At 59.9% G+C, this 19,358-nt stretch carries 15 protein-coding genes; 13 read left to right on the plus strand and 2 right to left on the minus strand.

The window, feature by feature from the left end; genetic code table 11:
- Nucleotides 1–597: aminotransferase class I/II-fold pyridoxal phosphate-dependent enzyme (locus D6877_RS24850; RefSeq protein WP_130912411.1), on the plus strand; the 597-nt coding region annotated here is incomplete at its 5' end.
- A 108-nt stretch (nt 598–705) separates the two neighbouring features.
- Nucleotides 706–2,352: a phosphoglucomutase (alpha-D-glucose-1,6-bisphosphate-dependent) gene (gene pgm / locus D6877_RS24855; RefSeq protein ID WP_130912412.1), complete on the plus strand. Its 1,647-nt coding sequence runs from the start codon at nt 706–708 to the stop codon at nt 2,350–2,352.
- Between the two features lie 54 nt (nt 2,353–2,406).
- On the opposite strand, the gene D6877_RS24860 is transcribed toward pgm, so the two are convergent.
- Nucleotides 2,407–3,102 carry a pirin family protein gene (locus tag D6877_RS24860; protein WP_016774845.1) on the minus strand — a complete coding sequence of 232 codons (696 nt, stop codon included), beginning with the start codon at nt 3,100–3,102 and terminating at the stop codon, nt 2,407–2,409.
- 256 nt (nt 3,103–3,358) lie between these two features.
- Here D6877_RS24860 and D6877_RS24865 point away from each other — a divergent pair, with 256 nt between their 5' ends.
- The gene (locus D6877_RS24865; protein ID WP_130912413.1) at nt 3,359–5,833 is read left to right on the plus strand and encodes a UvrD-helicase domain-containing protein; all 2,475 of its coding nucleotides are present in this window, start codon (nt 3,359–3,361) and stop codon (nt 5,831–5,833) included.
- A 49-nt stretch (nt 5,834–5,882) separates the two neighbouring features.
- On the opposite strand, the gene D6877_RS24870 is transcribed toward D6877_RS24865, so the two are convergent.
- Nucleotides 5,883–6,155 carry a DUF1652 domain-containing protein gene (locus tag D6877_RS24870; protein WP_038862172.1) on the minus strand — a complete coding sequence of 91 codons (273 nt, stop codon included), beginning with the start codon at nt 6,153–6,155 and terminating at the stop codon, nt 5,883–5,885.
- 265 nt (nt 6,156–6,420) lie between these two features.
- On the opposite strand from D6877_RS24870, the gene D6877_RS24875 reads away from it, so the two are divergent.
- The 10 genes from D6877_RS24875 to D6877_RS24920 all read left to right on the plus strand — a co-directional run.
- A complete protein-coding gene (locus D6877_RS24875) occupies nt 6,421–7,233 on the plus strand; it encodes a nuclear transport factor 2 family protein (protein WP_130912414.1) in 813 nt (270 codons plus the stop codon).
- A 52-nt stretch (nt 7,234–7,285) separates the two neighbouring features.
- The gene (locus D6877_RS24880; RefSeq protein WP_130912415.1) at nt 7,286–8,692 is read left to right on the plus strand and encodes an FAD-dependent oxidoreductase; all 1,407 of its coding nucleotides are present in this window, start codon (nt 7,286–7,288) and stop codon (nt 8,690–8,692) included.
- A gap of 31 nt (nt 8,693–8,723) precedes the next feature.
- Nucleotides 8,724–9,068 carry a cupin domain-containing protein gene (locus D6877_RS24885; protein WP_130912416.1) on the plus strand — a complete coding sequence of 115 codons (345 nt, stop codon included), beginning with the start codon at nt 8,724–8,726 and terminating at the stop codon, nt 9,066–9,068.
- Between the two features lie 55 nt (nt 9,069–9,123).
- Nucleotides 9,124–10,215: a polyamine ABC transporter substrate-binding protein gene (locus D6877_RS24890; RefSeq protein WP_130912417.1), complete on the plus strand. Its 1,092-nt coding sequence runs from the start codon at nt 9,124–9,126 to the stop codon at nt 10,213–10,215.
- A 463-nt stretch (nt 10,216–10,678) separates the two neighbouring features.
- Nucleotides 10,679–12,124, plus strand: coding sequence for a serralysin family metalloprotease (locus D6877_RS24895; protein ID WP_130912418.1), 1,446 nt, complete (start codon nt 10,679–10,681; stop codon nt 12,122–12,124).
- A 91-nt stretch (nt 12,125–12,215) separates the two neighbouring features.
- Nucleotides 12,216–12,638 (plus strand): AprI/Inh family metalloprotease inhibitor, encoded by a 423-nt coding sequence (locus D6877_RS24900; protein ID WP_153189074.1) that lies wholly within the window; start codon nt 12,216–12,218, stop codon nt 12,636–12,638.
- 180 nt (nt 12,639–12,818) lie between these two features.
- A complete protein-coding gene (locus D6877_RS24905; protein WP_130912419.1) occupies nt 12,819–14,594 on the plus strand; it encodes a type I secretion system permease/ATPase in 1,776 nt (591 codons plus the stop codon).
- The gene (locus D6877_RS24910; protein ID WP_130912420.1) at nt 14,591–15,940 is read left to right on the plus strand and encodes an HlyD family type I secretion periplasmic adaptor subunit; all 1,350 of its coding nucleotides are present in this window, start codon (nt 14,591–14,593) and stop codon (nt 15,938–15,940) included. Before D6877_RS24905 ends, D6877_RS24910 begins: the two co-directional genes overlap by 4 nt.
- A 2-nt stretch (nt 15,941–15,942) precedes the next feature.
- A complete protein-coding gene (locus D6877_RS24915) occupies nt 15,943–17,313 on the plus strand; it encodes a TolC family outer membrane protein (RefSeq protein WP_130912421.1) in 1,371 nt (456 codons plus the stop codon).
- A gap of 295 nt (nt 17,314–17,608) precedes the next feature.
- The coding region (locus tag D6877_RS24920; protein WP_153189075.1) for a S8 family peptidase at nt 17,609–19,358 on the plus strand (1,750 nt) is incomplete at its 3' end.

Below are 19,358 nucleotides of genomic sequence, written 5' to 3' on the forward strand. Positions count from 1 at the left end.
CATGGCGTCTGGGTGCTGGAAAACGACTGCTACAGCGAGCTTGACGAGCGCAATGGTTCGCAGCGATTGCGAACCTGGCTTGATCCTGATCGCCTGCTGGTGTTTTCCACTTTCGAAAAATTCATCGGCGCTGAAGCGCCATTCGGTTTTGTCTTGTCGCGTCACTGGCGCGAGGCGTTGCAGCGCCATTTTCTGCTGCGCGCGTTTCGATTGTCACCCATTCGCCAAAAGGCCATTGCCCGGCTGTTGAATGGCGGGCGGCTTGATCAGCATTTATGCGTGTTGCGGCGAATGCTGGGCGAACGGCGGGCGGTGTTGATCCAGGTAATGCGCGAGCGTCTGGGCGATGCCCTGCATGTCATCGAGCCGCAGGGCGGGGCGACGGTGTGGGTGCGTTCGTTACGGCCGGTCGACATGACGAATGTGTTCCACCGCCTGCTCAAGCAACAGATCATCGTGGCGCCCGGCGAGCTGTTCAGTCTGCAAGGGTTGCACTCGGATCATCTGCGTTTAAGCGCGTTGAACCACGGCGAGCGCGACTTGCCGAGTGTCATCGGCCTGCTCGGCGATGCCTTGCGCCTGTCGCCCAGTCAATAACGTTAAAAAACATCGGGCGAGTTTCGGATACATCCCGTCGCACAGTGGTCAAACTGCCAGTAAACTGCGCTGCATTTCCTGAACCACTCCGATTTCAGAGGTTTTTGCATGACACTCAGTCCTTTTGCGGGCAAACCGGCACCGGCAGAACTGTTGGTCGATATCCCGCGACTGGTTACGGCCTATTACACCGGCCAGCCTGATGCATCGATTTCTACCCAGCGAGTGGCGTTCGGCACCTCCGGCCACCGCGGCAGTTCGTTCGATTTGAGTTTCAACGAATGGCATGTTCTGGCCATCAGCCAGGCGATCTGCCTGTATCGCGAAGCCCAGGGCATCACCGGCCCGCTGTTCGTCGGCATCGACACCCATGCATTGTCGACCCCGGCCGGCGCCAGCGCGCTGGAAGTCCTCGCCGCCAACGGCGTCACCGTGATGATCGCCGAAGGCGATGAGTACACGCCGACCCCGGCAGTTTCCCACGCCATTCTCTGCTACAACCGCGGCCGTACCTCTGGCCTGGCGGACGGTATCGTCATCACGCCGTCGCACAACCCGCCACAGAGCGGTGGCTACAAATACAACCCAACCAACGGTGGCCCGGCCGATACCCACATCACCAAGTGGATCGAAGCCAAGGCCAACGAGCTGCTGGCGAACAAACTGGCCGGGGTCAAACGCATCAGCTACGAGCAAGCGCTCAAGGCCCGCACGACCCATCGTCACGATTACTTGAACACTTATGTCGCCGACCTGGTCAACGTCATCGACTTCGATGCCATCCGCGACGCCAAGCTGCGTCTGGGTGTTGATCCGTTGGGCGGAGCAGGGGTGCGCTACTGGTCGGCCATCGCCGAACACTACCGTCTCGACCTGGAAGTGGTGAACAAACAGGTCGATTCAACGTTCCGTTTCATGACCGTCGACTGGGACGGCCAAATCCGTATGGACCCGTCGTCCAGCCACGCGATGCAGGGCCTGATCGGCCTGAAAGAGCGCTTCGACGTGGCGTTTGCCTGCGATCCTGACCACGACCGCCACGGCATCGTCACGCCGTCCGGTGGTTTGCTTGCGCCGAACAACTATCTGGCGGTATCCATCGACTACCTATTCCAGAACCGTCCGCAATGGCGCGCTGATGCAGCTGTCGGTAAAACCGTGGTCAGCAGCGGTTTGATCGACCGCGTGGCCAAGCGCCTGGGCCGTCGCCTGTACGAAGTGCCGGTCGGTTTCAAGTGGTTCGCCGACGGCTTGTTTGATGGCTCGCTGGGTTTTGGCGGTGAAGAGAGCGCTGGCGCCTCGTTCCTGCGCAAGGACGGTGGCGTATGGAGCACCGACAAGGACGGCCTGATCCCAGCCTTGCTCGCCGCCGAAATGACGGCGCGCACCGGGCGCGATCCAAGCCAGGCCTACCGCGCGCTGACCGACGAACTGGGCGAACCGTTCTCGGTACGCGTCGACGCCAAGGCCAACCCTGAACAAAAGGCACTGCTGAGCAAGCTGGCGCCGGAGCAGGTCACCTCGACCGAGCTGGCGGGCGAAAAGATCCAGAGCATCCTCAGCCACGCACCGGGCAACGATCAGGCCATTGGTGGTCTGAAAGTCATGACCGAGAACGGCTGGTTCGCCGCGCGTCCGTCGGGCACTGAGGACATCTACAAGATCTACGCCGAAAGCTTCCTCGGCGACGACCACCTCAAACAACTGGTGGCCGAAGCGCAAACTTTGGTGGATGGCGCCATTTCCAGCAAATAATGCGCACATGAAAAAGGGCAACCGTAATGGTTGCCCTTTTTTATTGCCTGCAGATCAAGCCAGGTCGACCAGTACGATCTCGCTGTCTTCAATCGCCGTGACCGTCAGCACTTGCTCGTGTGCCACCGCCACGCCGTCACGCGCTTGGGCACGCAAGCCATTGACTTCGATCACGCCGGTGGCCGGAACCAGATAGGCGCGACGCCCCTCGTCCAGTCGGTACTCAGCAGTTTCACCGGCCTTGATGTTCGCGGCGACCAGACGCGCATTGGCGCGAATGTGCAAGCTCTCATCGTCGCCGTCCTTGCCGCTGGCCAACGTCACAAAACCCTCACGCTCGCCTTTGGGAAACGGCTTGGCACCCCACGACGGCGGCGCACCGGTTTCGGTCGGCAGAATCCAGATCTGGAAGATCTTGGTTTCCTTGTCCTCCAGGTTGTACTCGCTGTGAGCGATGCCGGTGCCGGCGCTCATCACTTGTACGTCGCCCGCTTCGGTACGGCCCTTGTTGCCCAGATTGTCCTGGTGCGTGATGGCACCTTCTCGCACGTAAGTGATGATTTCCATGTCGCGGTGCGGATGCTGCGGGAAACCGGTGCCTGCAGCGATGATGTCATCGTTCCACACGCGCAGGTTGCCCCAGCTCATCCGTTGCGGATCGTAGTATTCGGCAAACGAAAAGTGGTGATGCGCGTCCAGCCAGCCGTGATGGGCACCGCCCAGCGAGCTGAAGGGTCTGAGTTCAAGCATGATCGTCTCCTTAATAAGGTTCGTCAGGGCGAGGCCCGTGGTTGATGACGACGATCATCTATCAGGCAATCATCGATAAAAAGCGCAAAAACTGCCGCATCATGATCAGGTTATTTGATGGGAATCCCCCTCGACATCGTCTCATCCGACTTTCAATTCGTCGCCTAAACCGATGACCTGTAAGCATTTCGCTAGAACTCATCAGCAAATCCAGACACCATAGCCGCCACAGCCTCACACCCTGGAGTCCGTCAGCGTGGCGCAACACATCCCCGATCTTCCCCCTGAACTTCGTCCACTGGCGGAGATGCCCTGGTTCAAACGTCTGGCCGCGCGATTCTTTGGTCACGGGTTGACCAAGCTGCGCGCCCAGCACCGGGCGTCGTGGCTGCACGGGCAAGCCGACGGATTTCGCAGTGGCCACACCGCCGGCGTCGAATACGGTTTCAAGGAGGGCAAGCTTGAGGGGTTGGAGGAAGGCCGCCAGGTGCTGCTGATTCGCGACAGCCGCAACACCGAGCATCGGCCGCCCAGCGTCGATAACAACCTGTTCGATGACTGGCGCCTGCCGCTGACGGCGGAACTGAAGAAGCGCATCAAGGCTGACGTCGCCCGTTTGCTTCCGGCCCACGCCCAGCCCAGCGCTGCGCAGTGGAAGATGATCTTCAGCGATACGCCGTCCACCTCGGTGGTGGCCGGAGCCGGCGCCGGCAAATCGACCACGCTGGTGCTGCGCATTCTCTTGCTCAGCCATTATCTGGGTTTTGAGCTGGATTCGATGACTGTGGTGACCTTCACCCGCGAATCGCGCAAGGACTTCATCAACAAACTCATCGAAATCTTCACGCTGTGGGGGCAGCCGCTGAACCCCAAGCAGGCCCGCGAGCTGGTCAGAACCTTCCACTCACGCATCCTGCCGATGGTCCGCAGCCTGCCGGGTTTCGAGCGTTTGCAGGCCTTCGAGAACCTCAGCGATCGCCCGCAAAGCGGCGCAGAGGAGGTCGACAGCAATCCGTTTGACCTGCGTATCAATGACGCACAGCGCCAGCAACTTAATGCTTGTTATCACCGGCTGTTCAACGACGATGAGCGTTTCCGCCAGTTGATCCAGCCGCTGTCCCGTGCCGGATTACAGTTGAAGGAACTGGAACGCGACCACCCCGATGTGCAGAAGCGCATGGCGGTCACTGAACTGGCGGCCAAGCGCGATGAAGAGCTCTGCGATGTGATTGAGGATCTGTGGTTTCGCGCCGGTGCGTGGCCCATCAAAGGCATCGAGCCCAATCGCCAGACCTTTGAGATCAATGGCTCGCAGTTCCACGCTCACGGCTATATTCCCAGTCTCGATGCCTGGGTAGTGCTCGGCTTTGATCCCGGGGAAAACGCCCAGCTAGCCCGACCCAACGCCAAGCTAAGTGTCCGCGCAGAATGGGCGGTCAAGCGCACCCTGTTTCAAGCTTTCTGCCGTAAGCCATTGATATGGCTGGATAGTTACGAGTCATCCAGGCGCGTTCTTGCTACGTTGGCCGGAGATGCCAGCGCCGGTCCCGGCTTTGATTACAAGGTCAAAGGCGAGCTGGCATCCGCGCCATTGCTGGACTGTTTTGTCGCCGCAGCGGGCTTCATCGAAAACCTCGGCCTGGATGTGCCGGACGCGGTCAGTCGGATGAGCTTCGCCAGGGACGATCCCGATCGGTTTTTCTTTGAAGCCCTGAGCCTGTTCTGGCGCGCATTTGAAGATCACCTGCTGGATCAGAAGCCGCCGGTGATGACCTACAACCGCATGTTCGCGTTGTTCAGCGAGCACTCGCCGGAAAACCTCAAGCTGCTCAGCGATGAGTTGCTGCGGCCGATGGCGCATTTGATGATCGACGAATTCCAGGACGTCTCTCCGCAGATCGTTTCGTGGATTCGTGCCAGCCTCAATGAAATCCGCAGCCGTGGCCCGGCCATGCATGTCGGGCGAGGGGCGCAGCGGTCGTCGCTGCTGTGCGTCGGCGATGACTGGCAATCGATTTACGGCTGGCGCGGCAGTTCGCCGAGCTACTTCATGGAGTTCAACAAGGAATTCCCTTCACCGAGCACAACGCGGGTCATGCTCAGTGACAACTACCGCAGCCACCAGCACATCATCGACGCCGCCGAACACATCGTCCGTGCCGCGCCAGCGATAGCGGGCAAGAAGGCCAAGGCCAGTGGTGAGCCCAAGCCGCTTCACCCGGTCAACGTGCTTGAGCGGGATGATGAAGCATTGGGTCAGCGCCTGGCCGAGCATTATCGGCGCGGCGATTCAATCTTGATGCTTTATCGAAAAAGCAGCGATAAGTTATTGATAGAACAGCATATTCAGCCTGTACTTAATGTAGATTCGAGCTTGCCCTACGACGCGCGGCGGCTGAAACAACTGACCTATCACAGCGCCAAAGGCTTGCAGGCTGATGCAGTATTCCTCCTGGGTGATTGCCAGCATCTGACCAGCTCTCCGTACAAGAATCAGGTCTATCGCATGGCGGGATTGGGTAAAAGCGGTGACAGCGAGCCGTACGATACTGCGCAAAAGGACGAAATCCTGCGCCTTGCCTACGTCGGTATCACGCGCGCCGTCAGCCATTGCTATTGGTACGTCGAACCGCAGGAAACCCAAGCGGTAAACATGCCGAGGGCGTCGGATCGAGTCGCCAAGGGCAAGCCCTTCTTCGTCGACCATCGACGCGAAAAGACCAGCGCCTGACCAATAAAAAGCCCGCATCGCTGCGGGCTTTTTGTTTTAAATCAGGTGGTTACGCGTAGTTCTTGAGAGATTCCGGAGGAGTGAAGGCTTCCAGCTCATCCTCGATGGCTTCGATCATGCGCTCGACGTCCGCCGCGTTCATCACCGTTGCGCAGGGAATGCCGGCGATGGCGATCATGGTTTCGCCGCTGGCCCGATCGAAAAGACGGGCGATCATGCTGCCCGGCGCATCCATCGTCGCTTCGAAACCCATGGGATGAAAATGCCAGCGCATCAGCTGGCAAGCGTTTGGAAAGGTGACTTTGCTGAACCCTTTATTCATGGTGTTGCCCGCCTGCTTCATCGAGCGCTTCCTTTTGCTCATGTTAGGTGGGAAGAGCCTTCATTGGCTCAACCAGTGCTTGAGCTTTAAAAGTAGCATCCGTGTGTGAAAAAACTGTGAGTTTTTTCAGTCCGTTTAGCGATTGATTCGCATTTTTTGATGTAAGTCACTGGCTCATCGATTATCGCCAAAACGCCACCATGGATTTTTCATTGAAGCGGCAGAGGAAGTTGGGCAAGCTCGGTTCTTTTTCGCCGAGCCGCTTATGCACGCCAATGACGACGGCCCCGAACAGACCCAGGCCACGGCCGCCACGGTCATGCGCTATCACCTGAGCTGGAAACACCGGGATCTGGACAGCGTCATGGCGCTTTATCACGCCGATATCCAGTACAACGATTTCTTTCAGAACCGGGTGCTCGGTCTGGATGAGTTGCGCGAGTATGTGCGCGTGAGCATGCCGCGAGAATCCGACGAACTGCTCGAACATTGCGACCGAATCCGGGTGGATGGCAACACCGCGTTCATTCAGTACGAGGTGACCTTGCGCGGCGGCGACGGCCTGGTGTCGTTTCGTTCCAGCGAAGCGATCACGGTCAAGGACGGCTTGATCTGGCGCGTCAACGAGTACGCCTCGCTGGTGCGTACTCAAGCCGACGGTAGCTCCGCGCCAAGCCGTCCGGCGGTCAGCAGGCTAGGTCTGTCACCGCGGCAACTGAGTTTCATGGCCGAAGACCTGCAGCAGTATTTCGAAAAGCAGCAGCCCTATCTGGACCCTGAGCTTGACCTGCAACGGGTGGCGAAGGAGTGCGGGTACAGCCGTAATCAGATCTCCTATCTGCTCAATCAGGTGCTCGGGCAAAGCTTTTATCGCTACGTCAATCAGGCGCGCCTGCAGCATTTGCTGCGTGCGCTGGACAGCGCCACGCCGCCGTTACGTGTCGACGAGCTGGCGTTTGCCGCCGGCTTCAATTCGCTATCAGCGTTCTACAAATGTTTTCGCGAGCACACCGGCCAGTCGCCCAAGGCCTATGCCAAACAAATTTCTCTGCGGGCACGCGCGCAAGACATCCACTGAAGGCAGCCACTAGGATCGACGCCATCGAAAGTTTTCAATGGCGGAGTCTGGCATGTCGGCGTGGCGCACGATCAGTTTGTGGATGGATCAGCTCGATGAGCCGCTGCTGGCGCGGCCTGCGCTTGAGCGCGATCTGGACGTCGACGTGGCCATCATCGGCGCCGGTTACACCGGACTGTGGACGGCGTACTACCTGAAAAGACAGGCGCCCGGCCTGGATATCGCCATCGTCGAGGCGCAAACCGCCGGGTTCGGTGCTTCCGGGCGTAACGGCGGCTGGCTGATGGGTAATTTGCTGGGCGAGGATCGCTTGCTCGCAGGCTTATCGCCGCAGCAACGGCGGGCGTCGTTTGATTTGCTGCACAGCATCCCCGATGAAGTGGAGATCGTCCTCGAACGCGAAGGCATCGACTGCGATTACCGTAAGGGCGGGGTGCTTTATTGTGCTGCGCGCTATCCAGAGCAGGAAACCGTTCTGCGCGATTACCTGAGCAAGCTGCATGCCCAAGGTCTGACTGACGACGATTACCGCTGGCTCAGTCCCGAGCAGTTGGCCCAGCAGATCCGCGTGGCCAAGCCCTACGGCGGCATCTTCGCCCCCCATGTCGCGACCATTCACCCGGCGAAACTGGCGCGTGGCCTGGCGCGGACCGTGCAGAACATGGGCGTGAAAATCTACGAAAACAGTCCGGTCACCCACTGGCAGTCCGGCAGTCTGCGTACCGCCAAGGCCAGCGTGCGCAGCCGCTGGATCGTCCCGGCGGTAGAAGGGTATTCGGTGACGCTGCCGCCACTTGGCCGCTATCAGCTGCCGGTGCAAAGCCTGATCGTCGCCACCGAGCCGCTGTCCGCTGCGATCTGGGACGAAATCGGCCTCAATCGCGGCCAGGCCTTCAGTGAATTCAGCCGCCAGGTCACCTACGGCCAGCGCAGTGCCGACAATCGTCTGATCTTCGGCGCCCGTGGCGGTTATCAGTTCGCCGGCAAGCTGCGCCATGACTTCAACCTCACCCGCGATGAAGTCGAGTTGCGCCGCTATCTGTTCGGCGAACTGTTCCCGCAGCTGAAAAATGTGCAGATCACCCACGCCTGGGGCGGCAATCTCGGCATGTCGCGGCATTTCAAGCCGCACATGCTTTGCGACCGCGCCAACGGCATCGCGTTGTCCGGCGGATACGGCGGGGAGGGTGTTGGTGCCAGCAACCTCGGCGGACGCACCCTGGCGGATCTTATTTTGGAGCGCGACAGCGAACTGACCGAGCAACCGTGGGTGCTGCCCGACGGCGGCATTCACGCGCTGCGTGCCTGGGAGCCAGAGCCATGCCGCTGGCTCGGCTACAACGCGATCATCAAAAGTTTCGTGCACGAAGACCAGACCCTGGCCAATCCCGCGACCGCGCCCTGGCGGCGCAAGCTCGCCAGCCGGGTTGCCGGGTTCATGGAAGGTTTCATGCACTGAACGTCGTTTCCCTCAATAAACAGGTCACGCCATGAGCATCACCCACTTCAAGAACACCGCCACGCTTGAGCTCGAAGAATCCAACCCGGTCGCCGTGCCCCTCGGCGAACCCGTCGCAATTGCCTCGACCACCAGCGTCGAGCGCGACGACGGTGTCGAAACCGGCGTCTGGGAATGCACCCCGGGCCGCTGGCGGCGGCAGATCACCGCGCAGGAGTTCTGCCATTTCATTTCCGGGCGTTGCACGTTCACTCCTGACGGTGGCGGCGAAACCCTGCACATACAAGGCGGCGACGCACTGATGTTGCCAGCCAACACGCTCGGGGTCTGGGATATCCAGGAAACCGTGCGCAAGAGCTACGTGCTGATTTTCTGATTGTTTGATCCTTTGATTGCCTGCCAACAAAAAAAGCCCATACAGGAATCGCCTCATGATCCAGAAAACCCTCGCATTGGCGCCGCTGCTGCTGCTGCTGGCCGCTTCCGTCAGTCACGCGGCCGAGACGGTCAAGGTCTACAACTGGTCCGACTACATCGCCCCGGACACCACGAAGAACTTCCAGAAAGACACGGGCATCGGCGTCACTTATGACGTCTACGACAGCAACGAAACCCTCGACGGCAAGTTGATGACTGGCAAATCCGGTTACGACGTGGTTTTTCCGTCGAACCACTTCATGGCGCGGCAAATTCAAGGCGGGGCGCTGAAGAAACTCGACAAGAGTCAGTTGCCGAACTGGAAGAACCTCAACCCGGCGCTGCTCAAGGCCCTGCAAACCAACGACCCTAATAACGAGCACGGTTTCCCTTATCTGTGGGGCAGCACCGGTATCGGCTACAACATTGCCAAGGTCAAAGCGGTGCTGGGCGACAACGCGCCGGTGGATTCCTGGGATCTGATCTTCAAGCCCGAATACATGGAAAAACTGCAGAAGTGCGGCGTGGCGATCCTCGACAACGGCCCGGAACTGCTCCCGGCGGCGCTCAACTACCTGGGCCTGCCGCACCACAGCAAAAATCCCGAAGACTACAAAAAAGCCGAAGCTTTGCTGATGAAAGTGCGGCCCTACGTCAGTTACTTCCATTCTTCGAAGTACACCAGTGACCTGGCCAACGGCGACATCTGCGTAGCGGTGGGCTTTTCCGGCGACATACTGCAAGCGGAGAACCGCGCCAAGGAAGCCAAGAACGGCGTCGAGATCGGTTATGCGATTCCCAAGGAAGGCGCGGCGATCTGGTTCGACATGGTCGCCATGCCCGCCGACGCACCGGACGAAAAGGCCGGCTACGCCTTCATGAACTACCTGCTGCGCCCCGATGTCATGGCCGGCATCACCAATTACGTGCATTACGCCAATGGCAACGAACAAGCCGACAAACTGATCGACCCGGCGATCAAGAACGACACCAAGGTTTACCCGAGCCCGGAAATGATGGGCAAGCTGTTTGCGCTGGAGGCGATGCCGTTGAATATCGACCGGATTCGTACGAGGGTGTGGAACAAGATTCGCACCGGTAGCTGAGTTTTTTCAGGCCAACATACAAGACCCCTGTGGGAGCGAGCCTGCTCGCGAAGCGTTTTGTCATTCGACACTTATGTTGACTGGCTTGGCGCCTTCGCGAGCAGGCTCGCTCCCACATTCGTTATTCAATGAATCAGGATAGTTGATATCAAAGCACTGGCACTGCCGACTGAAAATGTGACTTGCCCAACAAATTCAAACTTAGCGATATTTAATATTTAAATAGAAAATCGTCAGACAATTTCCACCCTCATCGCAATTAAAAACAATCTTTCCTCCCCGCGCGCTTTGTTTACGGCAGTTTCCTGATACCACCAAATTGGATCGCAAAAAAACTCTTTACGACAGATTTCCAATTGTGTCAGGTTCGTTACGCCTTCATTGGGCGAGTGATAGGACGATCTCGCCAAAGATCGTCCTGTCGGACAAAAACTGTTCCATTGCTAAACAAGGAAGTGTGTTTATGTCGAAAGTTAAAACCAATGCTGTTGATTCCGCCGAACAGGCTTTCCAACTGGCCGCGTTCAGCTCGGCGTACAACCAGATCAATAGCTTCAGCCATCAGTACGACCGTGGCGGCAACCTCACGGTCAATGGCAAACCCTCGTACACCGTCGACCAGGCGGCTACGCAATTGCTGCGTGACGGCGCTGCCTACCAGGACAAGGACGGCAGCGGCAAGATCGACCTCACCTATACGTTCCTGACTTCGGCCTCGAACAGCACGATGAACAAGCACGGCATCAGCGGGTTCAGTCAGTTCAGCGCGCAGCAGCAGGCGCAGGCCAAGCTCGCCATGCAGTCGTGGGCCGATGTGGCCAATGTCACCTTTACCGAGAAAGCCTCGGGCGGTGACGGGCACATGACCTTCGGTAACTACAGCGGTGGTCAGGATGGCGCTGCGGCGTTTGCCTATCTGCCGGGGACCGGCGCTGGTTATGACGGTACTTCGTGGTACCTGATCAACAGCGGTTACACGCAGAACAAGAACCCGGATCTAAACAACTACGGGCGTCAGACCCTGACCCACGAAATCGGCCATACCCTGGGCCTTGCTCACCCTGGCGACTACAACGCCGGCAATGGCAACCCGACTTACAACGACGCGACTTATGGCCAGGACACCCGTGGCTACAGCGTCATGAGTTACTGGAGCGAAAGCAACACCAACCAGAACTTCAGCAAGGGTGGCGTCGAAGCCTATTCGTCCGGCCCGCTGATGGACGACATCGCAGCCATCCAGAAACTCTACGGCGCCAACACCACCACCCGCACCGGCGACACCACCTACGGCTTCAACTCCAATGCCGGCCGCGATTTCCTCAGCGCGTCGTCGTCGAGCGACAAGGTGGTGTTCTCGGTCTGGGATGCCGGCGGCAAGGATACCCTGGACTTTTCCGGGTTTACCCAGAACCAGAAAATCAACCTCAATAGCGCTTCGTTCTCCGACGTTGGCGGCATGGTCGGCAACGTGTCGATCGCCAAGGGCGCAGTCATCGAGAACGCGATTGGTGGTTCGGGCAGTGATCTGTTGATCGGTAACAGCGTGGCCAACGAACTGAAGGGTGGTGCCGGCAACGACATCCTCTTCGGCGCTGGCGGTGCCGACAAGCTGTGGGGCGGCGCCGGTTCGGACACTTTCGTGTTCGCCGCCAGCTCGGACTCCAAGCCGGGTGCGATCGATCAGATCCTCGATTTTGTCAGCGGTCTGGACAAAATCGACCTGACCGGCATCACCAACGGCGCGGGCCTGCACTTCGTCAACAGCTTCACCGGTTCTGCCGGCGACGCAGTGCTGACCTCGTCGGGCGGCAACAGCCTGTTATCGGTGGATTTCTCCGGGCACGGCGTGGCGGACTTCATCGTCAGCACGGTTGGCCAGGCAGCGACCAGCGACATCGTGGCGTGATGTGAAAGGAAAGCGGCGCCTCGTGCGTCGCTTTCTTCGCTTGCATCGGCGTGGTCGCCGGGCAAGGCTACGAACGGAAGTGAAATTTCCTATGCGTGTATACGTTTTTACTTACACAACGATGGCATGGCTGATGGCAGTCACGCTGATGATGAGCGGAGCGACAAGCATGGCAAGCAGCCTCAGACTCGAAGACCCCGCGGTATTCACCGGGCGCTGGCAGGCCACATTGACCGGTCACAACGACACACCCGAAACGCGGTCGTTGCAAGACAAACCGTCGAACACTTGCCTGGTCGAGCTTGCGCCGAACCAGACTTTGGGCGAGGGCACTGAATGTCTGGCCGCGTGGTTGGGCGAAGCGCCAATCGGCTGGTTTCCAGAGCCCGATGGCATTTCCATCACCGGCAAGGAAGGTTCGAGGATCGCCTTCTTCAGCCGCCAGCGTGATGGCATTTATACAAAGGCCTTGAGCGCCGAACTGCTTATTACGTTAGAGCGCGCAGCGCAGTAGGCAATGGTTGTCGAGTGAAAGAAAGTTGATATAAGCCAGTGGTCGTGCGTTATAAGCGCGGCATCGGATCAAGTTGTTATGAAATTGTAAGCGCTACTTGCAAGTCATCTTTGGCAGGCAGGCGGAATATCAATGGAATGCTCGTCCGGTAATGACGAGGCATGAATTCAGGAAGAATCAATGAAGATGGCGAAGTCTCCTGCCACCGCTCCGTTAATCAAGGCATTGGGCGACTATAAAAGCATTCTGATCAGCGTCGGTTGTTTCACCGCGCTGATCAACGTGTTGATGCTGGTGCCGTCGATCTACATGCTGCAAGTTTACGACCGGGTGCTGTCGTCACAGAACGAAACCACCCTGGCAATGCTGTCGTTGATGGTGGTCGGTTTCTTCGCCTTTATCGGGCTGCTGGAAGTGATCCGCAGCTTTATCGTCATCCGCATCGGCAGCCAGCTGGAGCGTCGCTTCAATCTGCGCGTCTATCAGGCCGCGTTCGAGCGCAACCTGTTCAAGGGCGAAGGCAATGCCGGGCAGTCGCTGGGCGATCTGACCCATATCCGCCAGTTCGTCACCGGCCCGGCGCTGTTCGCCTTCTTCGATGCGCCGTGGTTCCCGGTCTATCTGTTTGTCATTTACCTGTTCAACGTCTGGCTCGGCGTGCTGGCCACGGCGGGCGCGTTATTGCTGATTGCACTGGCCTGCCTCAACGAATACATGACCAAAAAACCGCTGGGCGAAGCCGCCGGTTTTTCCCAGCAATCCAGCCAGTTGGCCACCAGCCATCTGCACAACGCCGAAACCATTCAGGCCATGGGCATGCTCGGCTCGCTGCGCAAGCGCTGGTTTGGCGTGCATTCGCGCTTTCTCGGCTTGCAGAACCAGGCCAGCGACACTGGCGCGGTGATCAGTTCGCTGAGCAAGACCTTGCGTCTATGCCTGCAATCGTTGGTGCTGGGCCTGGGCGCGTTGCTGGTGATCAAGGGCGACATGACGGCGGGGATGATGATCGCCGGTTCGATCCTGATGGGCCGCGTGCTGAGCCCGATCGATCAGCTGATCGCCGTTTGGAAACAGTGGAGCGGGGCGAAGCTGGCTTACCGCCGTCTCGATGCGCTGTTGCAGGCGTTTCCGCCCAGCGACGAGGCGATGGCACTGCCGGCACCGAAAGGCCAGATCACCTTCGAACAAGTCAGTGCCGGCCCGCCTGGGCAGCGTGCAGCCACTTTGCACATGGTCAATTTCAATCTGAGTGCTGGTGAAGTGCTGGGTGTGCTCGGCGCGTCTGGTTCCGGCAAGTCGACGCTGGCTCGGGTCCTGGTCGGCGTGTGGCCGGTGCTGGGCGGCACCGTGCGCCTCGACGGCGCTGATATTCATCGCTGGAACCGCGATCAGCTTGGTCCTTACATCGGTTACCTGCCGCAAGACATCGAGCTGTTCAGCGGCTCCATTGCCGAAAACATCGCGCGCTTCAGCGAAGCCGACCCGCGAAAAGTCGTAGCCGCCGCGCAGCAGGCCGGCGTTCACGAGATGATCCTGCGCCTGCCGCAAGGCTACGACACGCAACTGGGCGAGGACGGCAGCGGTTTGTCCGGTGGCCAGAAGCAACGCGTGGCCTTGGCCCGCGCGCTGTACGGCACGCCAAGTCTGGTGGTGCTGGATGAACCCAATTCCAATCTCGATACCGTCGGCGAAGCGGCACTGGCCAGCGCCATCGCGCAACTCAAGGCTCAGGGCACCACGGTGATTCTGGTCACCCATCGTTCTTCGGTGCTGGCTCAGGCTGACAAATTGCTCGTGCTCAACGACGGCCGTTTGCAGGCGTTCGGCCCGAGTCAGGATGTGCTCAAGGCACTTTCCGGTCAGCACGAACAGCAACGTGAAAAAGCCGCACAAACACCGGGCGGGCTCAGCATGAGCCGGCAGTATCAGCCCTCGACAAGGAATTCGGGTGTATGAGCAGCGCCAGCATGAACACTGAAAACGAAGCGACCATGGAACACGGCTACATCACCGAACGCCCGGAACGCGACGCGAAATTCTTCGCGCGCATGGGCTGGATTCTGGCCATCGTCGGCGCTGGCAGTTTCTTCACCTGGGCGGCACTGGCGCCGCTGGATCAGGGCATTCCGGTGCAGGGCACCGTGGTGGTCTCGGGCAAACGCAAGGCTGTGCAGTCGATGAGCAGCGGCGTGGTCAGCCGGATTCTGGTGCGCGAAGGCCAGATCGTGAAGCAGGGCCAGCCACTGTTCCGCCTCGATCAGACGCAGGTCGCCGCCGATGTGCAATCGCTGCAGGCGCAGTACCGCATGGCTTGGGCCAGCCTCGCGCGCTGGCAGGCCGAGCGCGACAACCTCAAACAAGTGATCTTTCCGCCTGAATTGAGCAACGACCCGGACCCGCGCCTGGCGCTGGTGCTGGAAGGCCAGCGGCAACTGTTCAGCAGCCGCCGCGAAGCGTTCTCCCGGGAACAAGCGGCACTGCGCGCCAACATTGAAGGCGCCACTGCGCAACTGGCCGGCATGCGCCGCGCCCGCAGCGACCTCAATGCTCAGGCCAGTTCCTTGCAGCAACAATTGAGCAACCTGCAACCGCTGGCCGACAACGGCTACATCCCGCGCAACCGCTTGATGGACTACCAGCGGCAACTGTCGCAAGTGCAGCAGCAGCTGGCGGAAAACACCGGTGAAAGCGGGCGCGTGGAGCAGGGCATCCTTGAGTCGCGCCTGAAGTTGCAGCAGCACGGCGAGGAATACCAGAAGGAAGTGCGTACGCAACTGGCCGATGCGCAGTTGAAAAGCGTGACGCTGTCCGAACAGCTGACCTCCGCCGGTTTCGATCTGCAACACAGCGAGATCCTCGCCACCGCCGATGGCGTGGCGGTCAACCTCGGTGTGCACACTGAAGGCGCCGTGGTGCGTCAGGGCGAAACCTTGCTGGAGATCGTTCCGCAGGGCACCACCCTGGAAGTGGAAGGGCACTTGCCGATCAATCTGATCGACAAGGTCGGCACGCATTTGCCGGTGGACATCTTGTTTACCGCGTTCAACCAGAGCAAGACCCCGCGCGTGCCCGGCGAAGTCAGCCTGATTTCCGCCGACCAGATGGTCGATGAGAAAACCGGCGTGCCGTATTACGTATTGCGCAGCAGCGTCAGCGATCAGGCGATGGAAAAGCTCAATGGTCTGGTGATCAAACCCGGCATGCCGGCGGAAATGTTCGTGCGCACCGGTGAGCGTTCACTCCTCAACTACCTGTTCAAACCGCTGCTCGATCGCGCCGGTTCTGCGTTGACCGAGGAATAAGGATGTTCGGCTGTATGAAAAAGCTTTGCATGCTGGGGGCCGCAATGACGCTGCTCGCGAGTCACTCGGCAGTCGCGGCCATGGGGCCATTCGAGATTTACGAACAGGCGTTGCGCAATGATCCGGTGTTCCTGGGGGCGATCAAGGAGCGCGATGCCGGCCTGGAAAACCGCGCGATTGGCCGCGCCGGGTTGCTGCCACGGATCGGCTACACCTACAACAAGGGCCGCAACTCGTCCAAGGCTACGTCTCTGGATGATCGTGCGCGCAACCGCACCGATGAGCGTAATTACAGCAGTTACGGCTCGGCGCTCACGGTGCAGCAACCGCTGCTCGATTACGAGGCTTACGCGGCGTATCGCAAGGGCGTCGCGCAGTCGTTGTTCGCCGACGAAGCCTTTCGCGGCAAGAGTCAGGAGCTGTTGGTGCGCGTGCTGGACAACTACACCAAAGCCTTGTTTGCCCAGGACCAGATCGACATCGCCCAGGCGAAGAAGAAGGCCTACGAACAGCAGTTCCAGCAGAACGAACACATGTTCAAGCAGGGCGAGGGCACGCGCACCGATATTCTCGAAGCCGAGTCGCGCTATGAGCTGGCGACTGCCGAAGAGATCGAAGCGCGCAACGAGCAGGATGCCGCTTTGCGCGAGCTGGGCGCGCTGGTCGGCGTGCCGGCGGTGGACATCGTCGATCTGGCTCCGCTTGGTCAGCAATTTCAGACCTTCACCCTGCAACCGGCCAACTTCGACACCTGGCATGAACTGGCGATCAGCAACAACCCGAACCTCGCTTCGCAGCGTCAGGCCGTGGAAGTGGCGCGCTATGAAGTCGAGCGCAATCGCGCCGGGCATCTGCCGAAAGTAAGCGCCTACGCCTCGATGCGCGACAACGAGTCCGAAAGCGGCAACACCTATAACCAGCGCTACGAAACCAACACCATCGGCCTGGAAGTCAGCGTGCCGCTGTACGCCGGCGGCGGCGTGTCGGCCTCGACGCGTCAGGCCAGCCGCACCATGGAACAGGCTGAGTACGAACTGGATGGCAAAACCCGCGAAACCTTGATCGAACTGCGCCGCCAGTTCAGCGCCTGCCTTTCTGGGGTGAACAAATTGCGCGCTTATCAGAAAGCCTTGAAGTCGGCCGAAGCGCTGGTGGTCTCGACCCAACAAAGCATTTTGGGCGGCGAACGCACCAATCTCGATGCGTTGAATGCCGAGCAGCAACTGTTCACCACCCGCCGCGACCTGGCCCAGGCGCGCTACGACTACCTGATGGCCTGGACCAAATTGCATTACTACGCCGGGACGCTGAATGAGCAGGATCTGGCGCGGGTGGACGAAGCATTTGTGGTCGCGCAACAGCCCTCACCCTAACCCTCTCCCAGAGGGAGAGGGGACTGACCGAGTGGCCTGCGATAGCTGCATCGACCTGAACGACCGAGCCGGACGCAGGTTTTGACATCAATAGAAATCGGCTCCATTTCCCACAGGGAGAGGAAACCGATTCGGGGAAATTGGCGAGATGCATCGACCTGAACGACCGAGCCGGACGCAGGTTTTACATCAATACAAATCGGCTCCCTCTCCTCGGGGAGAGGGCTGGGGTGAGGGGAACAGGCGACAACGCAATTCAGCCCTGAACAAAACAACAAAAACGAGAGTGATGACCATGGACGTACGCATCAAACCGATTTCGCTCGGCACGCTGTTGCTGGTGACCTCGGCGACTCAGGCGCAATACCTCGAACCCGGCGAGCCCGGCAATCCGGCCAGTTGGCGCAGCGCCGAGTTCCTGCGTGACTGGGGCCTGGAACGCATGCAGGCTGATCAGGCCTATGCCGCCGGCATCACCGGCAAGGGCGTGAAGATCGGCGCGCTCGATTCCGGTTTCGATGCCGCCCACCCGGAATTCGCCGCCGATCGCTATCACCCGGTAACCGCCAGCGGCAGCTACGTCGATGGCTCAGCGTTCAACGTCGACGGCACGCTCAACCCCAACAACGATTCCCACGGCACCCACGTGGTCGGCACCATGGGCGCAACCCGTGACGGCAGCGGCATGCACGGCGTGGCTTACAACGCGCAAATCTTTGTCGGCAACACCAACAAGAACGACAGTTTCCTCTTCGGTCCAAGCCCTGATCCGCGTTATTTCAAAGCGGTCTACGACAGCCTCGCCGATGCCGGGGTGCGGGCGATCAACAACAGTTGGGGCAGTCAGCCGCCGGATGTCAGCTATCGCACTCTCGCGGATCTGCACGCCGCCTACGCGCAGCACTGGAACAAGGGCACCTGGCTCGACGCCGCTGCCGATGTTTCCCGGCGCGGTGTGATCAACGTTTTCAGCGCCGGCAACAGCGGCTACCCGAATGCCAGCGTACGCTCGGCGCTGCCGTACTTTCAGCCGGATCTGGAAGGTCACTGGCTGGCGGTGTCCGGGCTCGATCAGAGCAATCAGCAGAAATACAACCAGTGCGGCATCGCCAAATACTGGTGCATCACCACACCGGGGGCGAAGATCGACAGCACCATTCCCGGCGGCGGTTATGCGATCAAGTCCGGCACCTCGATGGCGGCGCCGCACGCGACCGGCGCCTTGGCGCTGGTGATGGAACGCTATCCGTACATGAACAACCAGCAGGCGCTCGAAGTGCTGCTGACCACCGCCACCCAGCTCGATGGCTCGGTCACCAACGCACCGAACGAGCGCGTCGGCTGGGGCGTCGCCAACCTCGACCGGGCGATGCGCGGGCCGGGGCAATTGCTCGGTGCGTTCGATGCCAATCTGGGCGCAGGGCAGCGCGATGTCTGGAGCAATGACATCTCCGACAAGGCGCTGCTCCAGCGTCAAAACGAAGACCTCGCCGAGCGCAGCACCTGGCAGCAAACCCTACAGGACAAAGGCTGGCAGAGCGGTGTCCCGGCCGGCGCCAGTCAGCAGGACCAGACCGATTACGCCGTCGGCATGCTGCGTGATGCGGCAGCGGCGAACCGGGTGTATGAGGGCAGCCTGATCAAGTCCGGCGCCGGGCAATTGCTGCTCAGCGGCGCAAACACCTATCGCGGCCCGACCACGGTCAACGGCGGTCTGCTGACGGTCAACGGTTCGCTGACCTCAGCGGTCACCGTCAACGACAGCGGCACCCTCGGCGGTTCTGGACGCATCGGCGCGTTGACCGCCAACAGCGGCGGCCGGGTGGCACCGGGCAACTCCATCGGCACCTTGAACGTCGCTGGTGATGTGACACTTGCCCCGGGCTCGACTTACGCCGTCGAGCTATCGCCCTCCAGCAGCGACCGCATCGTCGCCGGCGGCACGGCAACCGTCAGCGGCGCCAGTGTCAGTCTCGCGCTGGAAAACAGCCCGACCTTGCTCAGCAGCGCCGAAGCGCAAAGCCTGCTCGGCCGCCAGTACAACA

Source organism: Pseudomonas sp. Sample_9, assembly GCF_004307535.1.
Taxonomy (GTDB): Bacteria; Pseudomonadota; Gammaproteobacteria; order Pseudomonadales; family Pseudomonadaceae; genus Aquipseudomonas; species Aquipseudomonas mercuritolerans.